We start from the raw sequence: 15480 nt of genomic DNA, 5'->3' as shown, positions 1-15480 counted from the left end.
GCGACTCAGGTCTAAACCTTATTCACGTCAAGTCTTAACTTAACTCTTGTGGATCAATATCAAGGCTCAATTTCATACCATGCGGTTTGTTGTGCCAGACATTTTGCCACCACTGACGAATGTAAAAATGCATCCGCGCACGGTCTTTGGACAGTAGTACCATATGCGCTTGATAGCGGCCTGCTTTACGTTCCATCGGCGCAGGAATGGGCCCCCAAATATCAATACTGTTTTCGGAGGCTTGGCGCAGTGCTTGCGCATGCTCTTGTAAAAAGTTTTGGTTCAGTTCTTGGTCTTTGGATTCACAGCGCAATAAAGCCGCATAGCGATAAGGTGGCATCCATGCAGCTTTACGCTCTTTCAACGTTTGCTTGGCAAAGCTGCGATAGCCTGATTCCAGCAGGGTATTCAGCAAAGGATGATCTGGACGTAGAGTTTGTAAATAGACTTCGCCTTTTTTCTCGCCGCGCCCAGCACGTCCAGCGACTTGGATGATGAGCTGTGCAGTACGTTCTGTGGCACGAAAGTCAACACTGAGTAGGCCTGAGTCGATGTCTAAAATCGCCACTAAAGTCACATAAGGAAAGTGATGTCCTTTGGCCAGCATTTGGGTGCCGAGCAAAATGATGGGTTCACTTTTCTGAATCTTGTTATAGATTTTTTGCCAGCTGCCGACTCGACTGGTCGAGTCACGATCAACCCGAATTACGTCAAAATTTGGGAACAGTGCTTGTAGGTTTTCTTCAACTTTTGCGGTGCCTAAACCAATTGGTTTCAGTTCGCTATGCTGACATTGCGGGCAGTGTTCAGGCATGCGGTGGATGGTGCCGCAGTGGTGACAGTGCAAATGCTGGTAGGGCTGTCGATGCACGGTAAAATTGGCATCGCAGTGGGGGCACTTCGCCTGCCAGCCACAACTTTCACAAATCAACACAGGCGCATAGCCGCGACGGTTTAAAAAAATCAGCACCTGTTCTTTTTTGTCTAAGCGCTTTTGTACTTCATGAATCAGTTGTTGGCTGATGCCATTTTGTTTTTGTGCCACTTTCAGATCGATCACATGCATTTTCGGCATCACGGCCACACCTGCACGTTGGTCCAACTCCAAACGGGTCATTTTACCTTGTTCAACCAATGCATAACTGTCGATACTTGGCGTTGCCGAACCGAGGATAATCGGACAGTTTTCTAAGTGTGCACGGTATAAAGCCACATCACGAGCATGGTAACGGAAGCCCTCTTGTTGCTTGAAAGATAAGTCATGCTCTTCATCTAAGACAATCAAACCCAAATGCGGAAGGGGCGTATAGATGGCAGAACGTGTGCCAATCACAATCGAAGCTTTGCCCGTTTGTGCGCTTTGCCAGGCTTGCAGGCGCTTAGAATCATTTAAACCTGAATGTAGTAGCGCAATATGACAGTGAAAACGTGACTGAAAACGGCTCACTGTTTGTGGGGTGAGACCAATTTCAGGCACTAATACCAAGACTTGTTTGCCTTGTTTTAAAACCTCTTGCATGACTTGCAAATAGACTTCAGTTTTGCCACTACCGGTTAAACCATCCAGTAAGAAAGCGTGGTAGCTATGACGAACTTTGAGAATGTTTTGAATGGCACGCTTTTGTTCATCATTGGGCGTGAGAGGCATTTGCGCCAGTGTCATGGCTTGGGGTTTAAAGTCTTGAGCTTCAAGTATGCACTGGGTGATTTGCTTTTTTTCTAAGGCTTTTAAGGTCGCAGTTTCAATACCAGCCAAATTTAAAATGTTTTCAGACGTTCCGGTGGGATGCAGCTTTAAAATTTTATAGGCATCTTGTTGTTTTTCTGAACGTTTTAATTTGTCTTCGGCATGATCATCAATCAGCTTCCACATTCGCGCCAGTAGGTTATAAGGTTTGCCTTGGCGTAAAAAGCTGGGCAAAGCAGCATGCATCACTTCACCAATGGGAAATTGGTAATATTGCGCTGACCATGTCAATAAACTTAAAACTTTAGTATCTAGAATAGCGTTGTCATCGAGCAACTCAGTTATGGCTTTAAGTTTAAAGCCTAAATCGAGTGGTTTCTCATCAGTGAGTTTCTCAACAATGACACCGACCACATTTTGGCGCCCAAATGAGACAGCCACACGTGCACCCACTTCAGCTTGGTGGTATTGTTCAGCCGTTAAACTATAGTCAAAACAGTCATATAGATAAACGGGAACAGCCACACGAATACGGTAGCTTGGTGTTGTGGAAAGTGTATTTTCTGGCATAAAAAGCTCAAAATGTCCTGATGAAATTGTCGTTGTGCGATGAATGAGTTGTGTTAGAGTGATGACATAATTTATAACTTAGAATATGAATGATTTTGGTGCCGACATGCAACAGCGCCAAATGACTAAATGGACCATTAGAAAGCGTAAACATGCCAGCATATCAATTTACCGCACTCGATGCCGCAGGAAAGCAGCAAAAAGGCGTGCTCGAAGGGGATTCAGCACGTCAAATTCGGCAACAACTTCGTGATAAAGCGCTGATTCCAGTCTCGGTTGATCCTGTTGAACAAAAAGATAAGCACAGCAGTAAAACATGGTTTCAAAAACAAATTACCGCCTATGATTTGGCTTTATTGACACGTCAACTTTCGGTACTTGTGGCGGCAGCCATTCCGTTGGAAGAAGCCATTCGTGCGGTTGGAAAGCAGTCAGAAAAAACACATGTACAAAATCTATTGATGTCAGTACGTTCTAAAGTATTGGAAGGTCACTCATTGGCGCAGGGTTTACAGCAATCTGGACGTTTTCCAGAGTTGTATATTGCCACGATTGCCGCTGGCGAGCGTTCAGGGCATTTAGACTTAATTTTAGATCAGCTGGCAGATTACACCGAAAATCGCTTTGCGATGCAAAAAAAAATCCAAGGCGCGATGATTTACCCGATTATTTTAATGCTGATGTCTTTTTCCATCGTGATGGGACTTATGACCTATGTGGTGCCTGACATTGTCAAAACCTTTGACCAAAGCAAAGATGCCTTGCCATGGATTACGGTTGCACTAATGAAAGCCAGTGATTTTATTCGAGTGGCATGGCCATTTTTATTGGTGGGCAGTGTACTCGGCATCGGCTTATTATTGCGATTTTTAAGAACCACCGCAGGGCATTATGCCTTTGATCGTTTAACGCTCAAACTGCCATTATTCGGTAAACTTTCACGTGGTATAAATGCCGCACGCTTTGCCAGTACCTTATCGATTTTGACCCAGTCGGGTGTGCCCTTGGTAGATGCATTAAAAATTGGCGCGGCGGTGAGTAACAACTGGGTGATTCGCGATGCGGTCAATCATGCCGCAGAAAAAGTGACCGAAGGTGGAAACCTTGCGACCCAGCTGGAGCGCAGTGGTTATTTCCCACCGATGATGGTACAAATGATTAAAAGTGGTGAAACGTCGGGTGAATTGGATCGGATGTTGGAGCGTGCATCGACCATGCAAGACCGAGAGGTGACAACGCTCATATCGACCTTGCTGGCTTTACTTGAGCCACTGATGTTGGTTCTGATGGCAAGCATTGTCTTGGTGATTGTGATTGCCGTTATGCTGCCGATCGTCAACATGAACAACATGATTTAATTTTAAAAATATAAGATGGAAGAGAAAATTCACATGCAATCAAAAATCTATAGACGCCAAGCTTCAGGCTTTACCCTAATTGAAGTCATGGTGGTGATTGTTATTTTAGGTGTGTTGGCAGCCTTAATTGTTCCCAATGTGATGGGACGCGGTGAAAAAGCCAAAGTGGATACCACTGTCATAACCCTCAAAGGGGTTGCTGCGGCATTGGATCAATATAAATTGGACAATGGTAAATATCCTTCGATGCAAGAGGGTGGACTCGACGCTTTGGTGAATAAGCCTGAGTCTGCAAAAAATTGGTTGCCAGGCGGTTATGTGAAAGGTGGATATCCGAAAGACAGTTGGGACAATGACATTCAATATGTTGCACCTGGGACTGATGGACGACCATTTGATTTATATTCTTTTGGCGCAGATGGACAGCAAGGTGGTGAAGAAACCGATGCTGATATTCAGTATCAACCTTAATTGAGAATTATTATATATTGGGTTTGATTGAATATATCATTACAGTGCATAGGTTATGTCGATGTGGACTGTAATGATAATACATCTTAATTTAAAACTAATATCTAAGATTATGATTTTAAAATATTAAATATAATAAGCATCAGCTGAGATTTATAATAAGAATTATTCCCATATTTATTGATTACAAATAATGTAAATTATGGATAAAAATAGGCTTTTTATTTATTTAAATCCTTGCATAATGTTCTCAATGGCAACTGATTTGCCTGAGGAGAATAGAATGAAAGCATTAACCTTGTTGGATGAAATGAGCCAATTCCATTGGTCGATGCTCAAATCTGTTCTTTTGATTTTGAGTATGCTTCCTTTTGCTCAAGGTGTTTTAAGTGTGTGGCAGTCGACTGAAGGCAGCAGCCAAATTGTGGTGGGTTTCTTTGCAATCAGTCTGTTCAGCACATGGGCGGTTTTGAGCTTTTGGTCTGCGTTAAAAGTAACCGTACTCACACTCGATCAAGTACAGATTACAGCATTAGAACAAAAAGTGGTCATGTTATATCGTTATACCCCGATGCTCTTTTTAGCCGGTATGGTGTCCTATTTGGTCGGTCAAATTTAATACTGACATTTATAGTTGTGATAAAAACCGAGCACATACGCTCGGTTTTTTATTGCGTCATGAAGAATGGCGGAAAGATAGGATCGCTTGTCTGTTTCGTTGTATGTGATCCTCGTGTTCGCTCCCTATACTGTAGAAAATATAAATATAGAGTGAAATATGGAACAGATTGATTGGGCGGATTTTTTAAAAGTCGAGCTCCGAGTCGGGCGTATTATTCAGGCCGAAGTCTTTGAGCAGGCACGTAAGCCCGCTTATATTTTACATGTCGACTTTGGCCATGAAATTGGCATTAAGAAATCGAGTGCGCAGATTACTGAGCGTTATCAACCTGAACTGTTATTGGGTAAATTGGTGGTGGCAGTGGTTAACTTTCCAAACAAACAAATTGGTCCCATCCAGTCTGAGTGCTTAGTGACTGGCTTTCATGATTCAGACGCAGGCGTGGTACTTTGTGTGCCTGATACAGATGTTCCAGTAGGTACCAAGCTACTATAATTGAAAAAGAAAAACCCAAGCTCAGCTTGGGTTTTTCTTTGGAACAGTCTGATCCAACAATAGCAACTATCGACGAGACTTAAACGATACATCGACTTTACGTGGACGATAGATCCAGCCCAAGATCAGTAAAAAAACTGAGAAACCTAAAATTGGCCAGTCACTTAAACGGGTATATAGCGTTTGACCTTGCATAGCAGGCAGTTCGCCGCGAAGCACGGTTGCCACATCTTGTGGGGCACGTTTTACGATATGCCCTTGATGGTCAATAAACGCAGTTACGCCTGTATTGGTGGCACGGATAAACCAGCGTCCATTTTCTTTGGCACGCATTTGAACCATCTGTAAATGTTGTAAAGGGCCTGCAGTTCCCGTAAACCATGCATCGTTGGAAACTGTCACCAAGAAATCACTTTGGCTGGCATTACGACGTGTTAAGTTTGGATAAGCTACTTCATAGCAAATGGCCGCGCCTAAATGCTGCTGATGAATAGAAAGCGGTTGTTGCTGTTGTTCACCACGTGAAAAACCACTCATCGACGGATCATTCTGCATGGCAGGCAACACCCATTTCAGTAAACCGGATAGTGGAATATATTCACCAAAAGGCACTAAACGTTGCTTTTTATAGAGTCCTTCGGATTCAGCACCATTGGCCATAATACTGTTGTAGTACAGTGGTCGACCTGCCGCTTCAGAGCCTGAAATATCCCAGTATGGAATACCGGTGACCCATGCTGTGTTGGTTTTCTTGGCTTGTGCCGTCATTGCAGCTAAAAAGGGTTCGATATCACTCTGGAACATCGGAATAGAGGATTCAGGCCAAACAATGAGGTCTCGTCCCCATTCTGTTTTGGTTAAATCAGCATAGATTCCAAGTGTTTTCAGTTGATACTCAGTGAGCCATTTTAAGTCTTGTGGGATATTGCCCTGAATTAAAGAAACTGATAATGGCGGGGTATTTTTTGCGGAGACGAATTCAATTTTTGATGCGCCCCATGCACCAAGGACCAATAAAGCAGAAGGAATGACCCAAAAGACGCGACGGTTTAAAACTTCGACCAGTGCGCAGGCTAAGACCAAGACTACAAACGACACCCCGAAGATACCAAATAATGGCGCATAACCATCCAGTAAACGTTCGGTAAAGGCATAGCCTGCAAACAGCCATGGGAAGCCTGTGAAAACCCAGGTTTTTGCCCATTCAAAAAGCACCCAAAGCGGAGCGAAGGTCAGTGGCGTTTCAGGGAAAAAACGGCGGTATATAAAGCTTTGGACAGCCGTGAATAAGCCCATGACCAAGGCCATAATGCCGATCATGCCCACACTTAAGGCACTGTTGGTATCGCCATAGACATGGATGGAAGTGTAGAGCCAAAAAGCTCCCACGAACCATAGGCCAAAACCATAGGCCCAACCAATACCAAAGGCCTGCTTTGCACTGCGCCTGCGTAAAGTGGCGTAGAGCAGTGCAGGGGATAAGATTGCCAACCACCAATAATGATAAGGGGCGAGTGCAAAACTAAAGACAGCCCCTGAAAATAAGGCAATTAGAAGCGGATAAATTAAAGGTAACTGTTTTTGTTGTGGATTGGGGGTTAACAGTTTGTCAAAGTAAGCTCTCATTTACGAACGGCTCGAATCAGATGAATAGAACGTGCATCTGCTTCTACAATGGTAAATTCCCAATTTTCAAGATCAATCACCTGACCTTGTAAATCACTCACTAAACCAATTTCTTGAAGCAATAAACCGCCCACAGTTTCAACCTCATCATCAGAAAAGTCTGCATCTAAAAGATTGTTAAAGTGTTCGATTGGTGTAAGTGCTTGAACCAGCCACGTATTTGCGGTCGTAGGGTCATTGTCGGGAATAATATATTCCGCTTCTTCATCGATCTTGTCGTGTTCATCTTCAATTTCACCGACGATCTCTTCCAAAATATCTTCTAACGTCACTAAACCTGAGGTCGTGCCATATTCATCAATCACCACCGCAATGTGCGTTTGGGTGTTTTTCAACATGCGAAGCACTTGGTCTGAGCGTGCGCTTTCAGGTACATATAAAGGTTGGCGCATCAGCGCACGTATATCCACTTTATTGTTTGGTTCAGTCAAGAAAGGCAATAAGTCTTTGGCCAATAAAATGCCAACGACATTGTCTGGTTGATCTGATGAAAAGACAGGGAAACGTGAATGTGCCGACTCAACCAAGGTATGCAAAATGTCGAGTAACTCATCATCTTCTTGTAGGCTGATCATCGATGTACGCGGTGTCATGACCTCGCGGACTTTGGTTGCTGGAAGGTCTAATACGCCTTCTAACATCGCAACAGTGTCGGGTTCTAAAAAACGACGTGAATCTTGAACTAACTTTAACAGTTCATCGCGAGTTTCTGGCGCGGTACCTAACCATTTGCGTAAGCCACGCATTCCCCACGACGGGCCTGATTCCTCGTGCATGATCTTTCCTAAAGACTCTTAATATCTAAAAAACTTAATTTTATCATACCGTAGAAAACACAGTTGTCTATTGTAATTAAGCAGTGATTGCATGAATGATTAGATCAATACTTTTAAATACGAGGTTCATCTGCCATCAAGCTATGCAAACAGATATGCGAAATGGGCAGTTGTGTTAAAATTGGCAAGTTTTTAAATTTTTGAGTTTATATATGTCTGATTTGGAAGTGAGCCCAAGCATCCAATTAAACACCCGTGGTTTACGCTGTCCAGAGCCTGTGATGATGTTGCATCAAGCCATTCGCAAGTCTAAATCGGGAGATGTAGTGGAGGTGTTTGCAACGGACAATTCAACTTCATGGGATATTCCTAAATTTTGTATGCATCTTGGGCATGAACTTTTGCTGCAAGAAGAGCGCTTAGACGAAAATGGCAATAAAGAATTTCATTATTTAGTTAAAAAGGGTTAGGACATTTGTCTTAGCCTTTTAAAATGTACTTGAGTAAAGAAAAAGAAATCAAGTTCATCCAAGGAAATCAGAATGAAAAGAATAAATATGTTCTTATGGGCTCATATTTTTGCATTATTTTGTTCAATTTCTTGGGCAAAATCTTGTGAAGTTCCTGTAGGCACGATGAATGTTGCAGGTTTAAAAATTGGACAGCATATTCGTGAATTTCAACAGCATCATCCCACCGCAAAAACGGTTATTTTAGGGGGCGATAATTATCAGTTTGAATTTGCACAAGGTGTGGATACACAAATTAAAAAAGCAGGTGTGAGCTGGGTTCAGCATATTCGTTACGATCCGCATTCTAAAATGATTATTTCATACAGTTTAAGTTTTCTAGATGGGCCGCTTGCGACGTATGAAACGGATTTAGATGTTTTTAAAAGTCGAGTATTAAAACGCTTTCAGGTGGCGCAAAACGGCTGGAAACAAGCTGAAAATAAATATGTCTATCAGTGTGACGATTATCGGATTGAAATTTATCAAGATCATGGGGTTGGGCATACTGCGATAGGGCCAACGGTGATGGTTTTTAGCAAAGAGTCAGATGCCTATTAATTAAAAAAATCCCTTCAATACTGAAGGGATTTTTTTAATCTAAAAGCGATTACTTGCTCGGAAATGTACTTCAGCGCAAGCCCGTTTTAACATTACATGTTCGGGTATGAGACACGGTTAGCAAAGCAACCGCTTTGCCGTGTCGTAAGGAATTACATATTCGGGTAATTCGGACCACCACCACCCTCAGGAGTTACCCAAGTAATGTTCTGAGATGGATCTTTAATATCACACGTTTTACAGTGCACACAGTTAGCCGCGTTAATTTGGAAACGCTTCGAACCATCATTCTCTTCCATAATTTCATAAACACCAGCAGGGCAGTAGCGCTGAGCTGGCTCATCCCATTTAGGTAAGTTTACATTTACAGGAATAGAAGCATCGGTCAGTTTCAAGTGTGCTGGCTGATTTTCTTCATGCACCGTATTCGATACAAATACTGAAGATAAACGGTCAAAGGTCAACTTACCATCTGGTTTTGGATAGTTCGGTTTCACTGTTGCTGCATCTACAGTTTTCAGTGTACTGAAGTCAGGCACTAAGTCATGCAGTGTAAACGGGACCTTAAATACATTTTGATCGATGAAGTTAAATGCACCACCACCGAACGTGCCAAATTTGTGCATTGCTGGGCCAAAGTTACGAGAACGATATAACTCTTCTTTTAACCAGCTGTTGTTGAACTTGTCTGTGTAAGCGGTTAACTCTTTTGCAAAGAAGTCTTCACCTTCAAGCACACGTGCAATGGCAAGGTCACCACCTTTTTCAACGCCAGCTTGAATCGCTTCGAATACTGCCTCACCACACAACATGCCAGACTTCATGGCCGTATGTGAGCCTTTAATTTTAGCGAAGTTTAGGAAGCCTGCATCATCACCAATTAAAGAGCCACCTGGGAAGGTGAACTTCGGCAGAGAGTTCAAACCGCCTTTGACAACAGCACGTGCGCCATAAGAAATACGCTTACCACCTTCAAGATACTGTTTAATCAGTGGATGCGTTTTCCAGCGTTGCATTTCTGCAAATGGATACATGTGTGGGTTTTCGTAAGATAAATCTACGATCATACCCAAAGTAACTTGGTTGTTTTCAGCGTGATATAACCACCAACCACCAGAAGAACCGGTTTCAGCTAGAGGCCAACCTGCACCGTGCATCACCAAACCTGGTTTGTGTTTTGCAGGGTTAATTTCCCAGAGTTCTTTGATACCGATACCATAGTGTTGCGGGTCTGCATCTTTATCGAGATCGAACTTGGCAATCAGGCGCTTACCTAAATGACCACGACAGCCTTCAGCAAAAATCGTATATTTGGCATGTAGTTCATAGCCTGGGGTAAAGTTATGCGTTGGTTCACCATCTTTACCAATTCCCATATCACCAGTTTGGATGCCTTTAACGGTACCATCGGCATGATAAAGAATTTCAGATGCAGCAAAACCTGGGAAAATAGAAACTTCTAATTCTTCAGCTTTTTGGCCTAACCAACGCACTACGTTACCAAGTGAAATCACATAGTTGCCATCATTATGCATGGTTTTAGGAACCATCCAGTGCGGCGCTTCTTGTGACTTTTCAGCAGACATTAAGAAATACGTTTTATCTTCAGTTACTGGAACATTTAAAGGCGCGCCTTCTTCTTTCCAATTTGGGAACAACTCATTGATCGCACGCGGTTCGAGCACAGCACCTGAAAGGATATGCGCACCAACTTCAGAGCCTTTTTCTACGACACAAACGGACAGATCATTAAGGTTGTTTTCAATTGCAAGTTGACGAATTTTAATCGCAGCAGAAAGGCCAGCAGGGCCTGCGCCAACGATGACTACGTCAAACTCCATCGATTCACGTTCGATGTGTTCCATGTAGGACTCCTCATATGGTTAAAGGTGGCAACCGTTTTGACTCAAAGAACGGTGCTGCCATGAGTGTTCTTAGTTCCCAGACACAAAATTTATCATCGTGTCTTTTATATTGTGAGCTAGTATAGGTTTAAACCGAGTTCTAGCCAATTGGCTGAATCATATTATTTTTCCGTCAGACAGGCATGAATTTTATGGATAAGCAGCACAACTCAGCAAATCCGACGAAAAAAGTAGCTATTGCTGATAATAAAAACTTAACCGATATTGCACAATACATAAAAGATGGACAGTCCGGTCACAAAAGGTCAATCCCCCCTTTAGATCAATGGCACCCAAAGCATTGTGGCGCAATGGATTTGAAGGTTTTAACCAATGGAGAATGGTGGCACGAAGGTCAATTGATCAAACGTCCAGCCATGATTGAGTTGTTTGCAACGGTACTTTGGAAAGAAGCAGATAAGTTTTATCTCAAAACTCCGGTCGAGCAGATTGAAATCAAGGTTGAAGATGAGCCTTTATTTGTCAATCAGGTCGATCAAGTCGAAATTGCAGGAAAAATCTACCTACAGCTGACCACGACCACGCATGATGTGGTGATTGTTGATGAAGACCATCCCATTTTTATGCGTGCCTTCCAAGGGGAGCTACGCCCTTATGTGCATGTCCGCTTTGGCATCAATGCACTGATTCAACGTGCGGCTTTTTTTCATTTGGTGGAAATGGGTGAGCTAAGCGACGATGCGGAGGGTCAGGTCAAACTGTGCTTACAAAGTGGTGATTTGCTATTGCAATTAGGCACCTGAGGTTTAAGCTTGATTGATCTTTTAACTTTATACTGCAACGAGTTCTCATGAGTGCCATTCAGCCCTTATTTCCTCTGATCAACCCCATGCCAAAAGCGACAACCAATGCGCCAATCGGGATATTTGATTCGGGAATAGGCGGTTTATCCATCGCTCAAGAAATTGCCAAGCATTTACCGCATGAACGATTTATCTATTTTGCCGATACCGCACATGTGCCTTATGGGCCGCGCGATGATCAAAATATTCGAGAATTGACTGCGCAAGCGATTGAGTGGCTTTACCGCAAAGGCTGTAAAGTTGCAGTTGTGGCCTGTAATACCGCTTCAGCCTTTAGTTTGGATTATTTACGCGAGCACTATGGCGACAACTTCCCGATTATCGGCCTTGTTCCTGCCCTAAAACCTGCGGTATTGCAAAGCAAATCCAAGACTGTGGCTGTTCTAGCGACCCCTGCGACCTTTCGCGGGCAGCTGATTAAAGATGTGGTTGAGAAGTTTGCACAGCCTTCGGGAGTCACGGTGATTCCAGTGACCTGCTTAGATTTAGTGCCTTTTGTTGAGAGCGGCGCGCAGATGAGTGCGGCATGTTTAGCCACGTTAAAAGATATTTTACAACCGGTTGTTGATCAGGGTGCAGATTACTTAGTTTTAGGCTGTACCCATTACCCTTTTTTGAAAATAGCGATACAATCTATTTTTGGTCAGAAACTGACATTAATTGACTCTGGACTGGCAGTTGCACGACAAACAGCCCGTATTTTAATCAAAAATGAGTTATTATTTGAACAAAATCATGATGGTGATGTTCGAATTGAATGTTATGTCAGTGGAAATAATGCAGAAAGTTTGAGACCTATCTTACAACTTTTGCTTGAACCAGAACTAAATTGGACTATTTCAAACATATCTGATTAATTTTTAAACAAATAAGTCGAGTATTTTGATATATAGTCAAAAATTGCAACCTAATATGCTTGAGTTAGTCGCAGTGTCTATCTAATGGAATTTGGGGGATGGGATGCTGCGAAGAATAATGAGGATAACCGATGCTCGATAAGCGTTATCAAGTGTTTATAACCACTTCTGGAAGCGAGATGCAACCAGAGCGGATCATTTTGGCCCAAACTTTAGTGGGCATGGGATTTTTTTCTTGGGGATTAGAACAACGGACACCACTTTCAACGGCTTTTGCACGTCGTCAGATCGATGACTGTGACTATGTCATATTGTTGCTGGGCAGCAAATATGGCGAACAGTCCGTGTCAGGGGTGGGATATATGCACCTTGAATACATTTATGCGGTCACCAAACAAAAGCCGATTATTGTATTTATGCATGATGATCCTGATGCCCGTGAGTTATGTTTACATGACGACAAAGCTGAGCTGCGTGAAAAATTCAAAGAGTTTAGAAAACTACTCCAAAACGAAGTCGATCAGGTTTTCACTTATCGCACCATGCGTGACTTGGAAATGGCCGTTCGCTTGAATATGACGCAAATGCTAGAGCGCTATCCTGTATCGGGTTGGGTACGTCCGCAGAACACCCAAGTGTTGCATGACGAAATTGATAAACTCAAAGCCAAATTGGTGCAATTGGAAACTGAAGCGGGTAAACGTGAAGTCGATCCATTTTTGTCTTTACCCAAAGTGGCTATGCATGAATTTTTTGCATTTGATTATCGGATGCATGCCTATCAAGATGGCAATTTTAAAGAGCTGAAAATTCAAAAGCAGATGACTTGGGCGCAATTACTCTCGGTTTTGGGGACAACCTTTATTCACCCAACTCCTGAAGAGTATTTCTCCAAACGCATTAATGAATATTTAAACGAAACTGGTTTAAATGATGCACGCTTAGAAATGCCTCGTGCCCATGCTGTTGCGCGCTCACAAATTAATATTCGTGCTTTGCACAGTATCAAAATGCAAATGCGTCAAAATGATTGGATTGTTCAGTCGGGTCGAGATGATCGTCAGCGCATGCTCTGGCAGTTGACCCCGAAGGCGATGAAACTTTTGGAGAGTAATTTATTGGAAAAGGATCGGCCTTTTCAATTTCAATCTTCGTAGTTATCCATTTAGATAATGAACTGAAAACTGTTACAGTAGAGACATTCGAAAACGAGCCACGAGGGTTGAATGTCTACTGCAACAAAAGCAAAAGTTACTGTTATTTTGGCAAATTTGGGAACGCCTGATGCACCGACAGCTTCAGCAGTGCGTCGCTTTTTGGATCAGTTTTTGTCAGACCAGCGGGTGATTGAAATTCCCAAACCGCTTTGGCAAATTATTCTCCGTTTATTTATTTTGCCGTTTCGCCCGAAACGCGTTGCCCATGCTTATGAGATGGTGTGGGGTAATGACTCGCCAATGCGAGAGATTTTACTGACTCAAGTGGCTGCGTTACAACAACAGTTGATTTTGCAATACCCTGAGTTTGAGCTGAATATCGTCCCTGCAATGACCTATGGCAATCCAGGTATTCAGTCTTTACTTACTGAGCTGAGTCAAAACCCGCAAGATCATATTGTGCTTTTTCCTTTGTTTCCGCAGTATTCTGCAACATCTAGCGCGCCTTTATATGATGCTTTCGCGAAGTGGATTCCAAAGCAGCGCAATTTGCCAGGGCTGAGCATTATTCGCGATTATTATCAGCACCCTTTATACATTCAGGCTTTAGCGCAAAGTGTGCGTGATTTCCGTGCTGAACATGGGGTGACTGAAAAGCTGTTAATGTCTTTCCATGGTATTCCACAGCCTTATGCCGATAAAGGTGATCCCTATGCCGACCGTTGCCGTATCACTGGGCAGTTAGTGGCGGCCGAATTGGGCCTAGCGGAGAATGAATGGGCCATCAGTTTCCAGTCCCGTTTTGGGAAACAAGAGTGGGTGAAACCGTATACCGATGTCTTACTGGCCGAATGGGCGGCGCAGGGTGTGAAATCGGTGCAAATTATGAGTCCGGCGTTTTCAGCGGATTGCTTAGAAACTTTAGAGGAACTGGCGATTCAGAATGCTGAATTGTTTTTGTCTCAAGGTGGAGAGCGGTATCAATATATTCCAGCCTTGAACAGCCGCGGAGATCATTTACAATTGCTCAATACTCTGGTTCAGGCTAATCTTGATGCCTTAAAACAGACATTAGCCAGCAAAACGAATTGAGGTTGACACTCTATGTTGCAAGTTAAAATTGTGCCTGTCACGGCATTTCAACAGAACTGTTCTATTGTTTGGGACAGTGACAGTAAAGAAGCAATTTTAATTGATGCAGGTGGAGAGCCTGAGAAGCTTAAAGCAGAAATAGAAGCGTTGGGTTTGACAGTAAAAGCGCTGTGGTTGACCCACGGGCATTTAGATCATGCTGGAGCAGTCGGGGCATTAAAAAAACTGTGGGATGTCCCTGTGATTGGCCCGCATAAAGAAGATGCCTTTTGGTTGGATATGATCCAAGAAGTCTCGCAGCGTTATGGTTTTCCTATTCCTGAAAAGGTAGATGTCACGACATGGCTTGAAGGCGGTGAAGTCCTTAAACTGGGCAATGAAGCGTTTGAAGTACGTTTTGCTCCTGGACATACCCCGGGTCATGTGATGTTTTATAACAAAAACTATGGTCTGCTGTGGACCGGCGATGTGTTGTTTAAAGGCTCCATTGGTCGTACCGACTTTCCACGTGGTAATCATCAGCAGTTGATTGACTCTATTCAGCGTGAATGCTTTAGCTTACCTGATGAGACGCAGTTTATTTCAGGACATGGGCCAATCAGTACGATTGGTTTTGAAAAACAACATAATCCCTTTGTGGCAGGGAAAGCAGGCTAAGCGCTTTGTGGTCTCATTGAAAAATAAAAAAGTCAGCAGCTGCTGACTTTTTTATTTGCGAAATGGATTATGCAAAATGTGTTGGGTTTCTAGAGCCAATACCATGGAGAATAAGACCACTAATAGTCCAACCGAGAGGATCAACAGATCTTGCATATAGATGCCAAAACTGAATAGACAGATCGCGAGTAAAACGCCAATTAAAACAATAGTCTTACTCAGGATGTTCATCTTATCACCCTTTAGGATGTTAT

At 43.0% G+C, this 15480-nt stretch carries 15 protein-coding genes; 11 read left to right on the top strand and 4 right to left on the bottom strand.

Annotated elements, in window-relative coordinates; all coding sequences use genetic code 11:
• Positions 1–34: 34 nt before the first annotated feature.
• Positions 35–2257: a primosomal protein N' gene (locus ACFN7Z_RS15640; protein ID WP_010325795.1), complete on the bottom strand. Its 2223-nt coding sequence runs from the start codon at positions 2255–2257 to the stop codon at positions 35–37.
• 152 nt (positions 2258–2409) lie between these two features.
• Between ACFN7Z_RS15640 and gspF the strand changes: the two genes are divergently transcribed.
• From gspF to ACFN7Z_RS15620, 4 genes are all read left to right on the top strand, one after another.
• Positions 2410–3615 carry a type II secretion system inner membrane protein GspF gene (gene gspF, locus ACFN7Z_RS15635; protein ID WP_010325796.1) on the top strand — a complete coding sequence of 402 codons (1206 nt, stop codon included), beginning with the start codon at positions 2410–2412 and terminating at the stop codon, positions 3613–3615.
• A 33-nt stretch (positions 3616–3648) separates the two neighbouring features.
• Positions 3649–4086 carry a type II secretion system major pseudopilin GspG gene (gspG, locus tag ACFN7Z_RS15630; RefSeq protein WP_010325797.1) on the top strand — a complete coding sequence of 146 codons (438 nt, stop codon included), beginning with the start codon at positions 3649–3651 and terminating at the stop codon, positions 4084–4086.
• A 283-nt stretch (positions 4087–4369) separates the two neighbouring features.
• The gene (locus ACFN7Z_RS15625) at positions 4370–4705 is read left to right on the top strand and encodes a hypothetical protein (protein ID WP_010325798.1); all 336 of its coding nucleotides are present in this window, start codon (positions 4370–4372) and stop codon (positions 4703–4705) included.
• 159 nt (positions 4706–4864) lie between these two features.
• Entirely contained in the window at positions 4865–5203 is a 339-nt protein-coding gene (locus ACFN7Z_RS15620; protein WP_004978826.1) for a tRNA-binding protein, read from the top strand.
• 66 nt (positions 5204–5269) lie between these two features.
• On the opposite strand, the gene lnt is transcribed toward ACFN7Z_RS15620, so the two are convergent.
• Together lnt and ACFN7Z_RS15610 are read right to left on the bottom strand one after the other, a co-directional pair.
• Positions 5270–6829 (bottom strand): apolipoprotein N-acyltransferase, encoded by a 1560-nt coding sequence (gene lnt, locus ACFN7Z_RS15615; protein WP_010325799.1) that lies wholly within the window; start codon positions 6827–6829, stop codon positions 5270–5272.
• Complete coding sequence (locus ACFN7Z_RS15610) at positions 6826–7665, bottom strand: HlyC/CorC family transporter (RefSeq protein ID WP_004978829.1); 840 nt, start codon at positions 7663–7665, stop codon at positions 6826–6828. Before ACFN7Z_RS15610 ends, lnt begins: the two co-directional genes overlap by 4 nt.
• A 212-nt stretch (positions 7666–7877) precedes the next feature.
• Between ACFN7Z_RS15610 and tusA the strand changes: the two genes are divergently transcribed.
• Together tusA and ACFN7Z_RS15600 are read left to right on the top strand one after the other, a co-directional pair.
• Positions 7878–8135, top strand: a complete 258-nt coding sequence (tusA, locus tag ACFN7Z_RS15605) for a sulfurtransferase TusA (RefSeq protein WP_004692640.1) — start codon at positions 7878–7880, stop codon at positions 8133–8135.
• A gap of 72 nt (positions 8136–8207) precedes the next feature.
• Positions 8208–8735: a hypothetical protein gene (locus tag ACFN7Z_RS15600; protein WP_029574929.1), complete on the top strand. Its 528-nt coding sequence runs from the start codon at positions 8208–8210 to the stop codon at positions 8733–8735.
• Positions 8736–8887: 152 nt separating this feature from the next.
• Here the strand turns inward: ACFN7Z_RS15600 and ACFN7Z_RS15595 are convergent, their stop codons facing one another.
• Positions 8888–10600 (bottom strand): electron transfer flavoprotein-ubiquinone oxidoreductase, encoded by a 1713-nt coding sequence (locus tag ACFN7Z_RS15595; RefSeq protein WP_010325801.1) that lies wholly within the window; start codon positions 10598–10600, stop codon positions 8888–8890.
• 191 nt (positions 10601–10791) lie between these two features.
• On the opposite strand from ACFN7Z_RS15595, the gene ACFN7Z_RS15590 reads away from it, so the two are divergent.
• The 5 genes from ACFN7Z_RS15590 to ACFN7Z_RS15570 all read left to right on the top strand — a co-directional run bounded on the left by ACFN7Z_RS15590 (position 10792) and on the right by ACFN7Z_RS15570 (position 15226).
• Positions 10792–11403 carry a DUF1285 domain-containing protein gene (locus ACFN7Z_RS15590; RefSeq protein WP_010325802.1) on the top strand — a complete coding sequence of 204 codons (612 nt, stop codon included), beginning with the start codon at positions 10792–10794 and terminating at the stop codon, positions 11401–11403.
• 47 nt (positions 11404–11450) lie between these two features.
• Positions 11451–12320, top strand: coding sequence for a glutamate racemase (gene murI / locus ACFN7Z_RS15585; protein ID WP_010325803.1), 870 nt, complete (start codon positions 11451–11453; stop codon positions 12318–12320).
• 131 nt (positions 12321–12451) lie between these two features.
• Positions 12452–13477 carry a DUF4062 domain-containing protein gene (locus ACFN7Z_RS15580; RefSeq protein ID WP_004692624.1) on the top strand — a complete coding sequence of 342 codons (1026 nt, stop codon included), beginning with the start codon at positions 12452–12454 and terminating at the stop codon, positions 13475–13477.
• Between the two features lie 69 nt (positions 13478–13546).
• The gene (hemH, locus tag ACFN7Z_RS15575; RefSeq protein ID WP_010325804.1) at positions 13547–14569 is read left to right on the top strand and encodes a ferrochelatase; all 1023 of its coding nucleotides are present in this window, start codon (positions 13547–13549) and stop codon (positions 14567–14569) included.
• A 12-nt stretch (positions 14570–14581) separates the two neighbouring features.
• Entirely contained in the window at positions 14582–15226 is a 645-nt protein-coding gene (locus tag ACFN7Z_RS15570) for an MBL fold metallo-hydrolase (RefSeq protein WP_004978841.1), read from the top strand.
• Positions 15227–15480: the final 254 nt, after the last annotated feature.

The sequence above is a fragment of the Acinetobacter sp. P1332 genome, assembly GCF_044057475.1.
In the GTDB taxonomy this organism is placed as follows: domain Bacteria; phylum Pseudomonadota; class Gammaproteobacteria; order Pseudomonadales; family Moraxellaceae; genus Acinetobacter; species Acinetobacter johnsonii.
Note: the sequence above shows the minus strand (reverse complement) of the source record. Positions and strands in the feature narration are given on the sequence as shown.

Coding starts and splice junctions, on each gene's coding strand:
- ACFN7Z_RS15640 (WP_010325795.1), bottom strand. CDS start 2,257: ATGCCAGAAAATACACTTTCCACAACACCAAGCTACCGTATTCGTGTG.
- gspF (WP_010325796.1), top strand. CDS start 2,410: ATGCCAGCATATCAATTTACCGCACTCGATGCCGCAGGAAAGCAGCAA.
- gspG (WP_010325797.1), top strand. CDS start 3,649: ATGCAATCAAAAATCTATAGACGCCAAGCTTCAGGCTTTACCCTAATT.
- ACFN7Z_RS15625 (WP_010325798.1), top strand. CDS start 4,370: ATGAAAGCATTAACCTTGTTGGATGAAATGAGCCAATTCCATTGGTCG.
- ACFN7Z_RS15620 (WP_004978826.1), top strand. CDS start 4,865: ATGGAACAGATTGATTGGGCGGATTTTTTAAAAGTCGAGCTCCGAGTC.
- lnt (WP_010325799.1), bottom strand. CDS start 6,829: ATGAGAGCTTACTTTGACAAACTGTTAACCCCCAATCCACAACAAAAA.
- ACFN7Z_RS15610 (WP_004978829.1), bottom strand. CDS start 7,665: ATGCACGAGGAATCAGGCCCGTCGTGGGGAATGCGTGGCTTACGCAAA.
- tusA (WP_004692640.1), top strand. CDS start 7,878: ATGTCTGATTTGGAAGTGAGCCCAAGCATCCAATTAAACACCCGTGGT.
- ACFN7Z_RS15600 (WP_029574929.1), top strand. CDS start 8,208: ATGAAAAGAATAAATATGTTCTTATGGGCTCATATTTTTGCATTATTT.
- ACFN7Z_RS15595 (WP_010325801.1), bottom strand. CDS start 10,600: ATGGAACACATCGAACGTGAATCGATGGAGTTTGACGTAGTCATCGTT.
- ACFN7Z_RS15590 (WP_010325802.1), top strand. CDS start 10,792: ATGGATAAGCAGCACAACTCAGCAAATCCGACGAAAAAAGTAGCTATT.
- murI (WP_010325803.1), top strand. CDS start 11,451: ATGAGTGCCATTCAGCCCTTATTTCCTCTGATCAACCCCATGCCAAAA.
- ACFN7Z_RS15580 (WP_004692624.1), top strand. CDS start 12,452: ATGCTCGATAAGCGTTATCAAGTGTTTATAACCACTTCTGGAAGCGAG.
- hemH (WP_010325804.1), top strand. CDS start 13,547: ATGTCTACTGCAACAAAAGCAAAAGTTACTGTTATTTTGGCAAATTTG.
- ACFN7Z_RS15570 (WP_004978841.1), top strand. CDS start 14,582: ATGTTGCAAGTTAAAATTGTGCCTGTCACGGCATTTCAACAGAACTGT.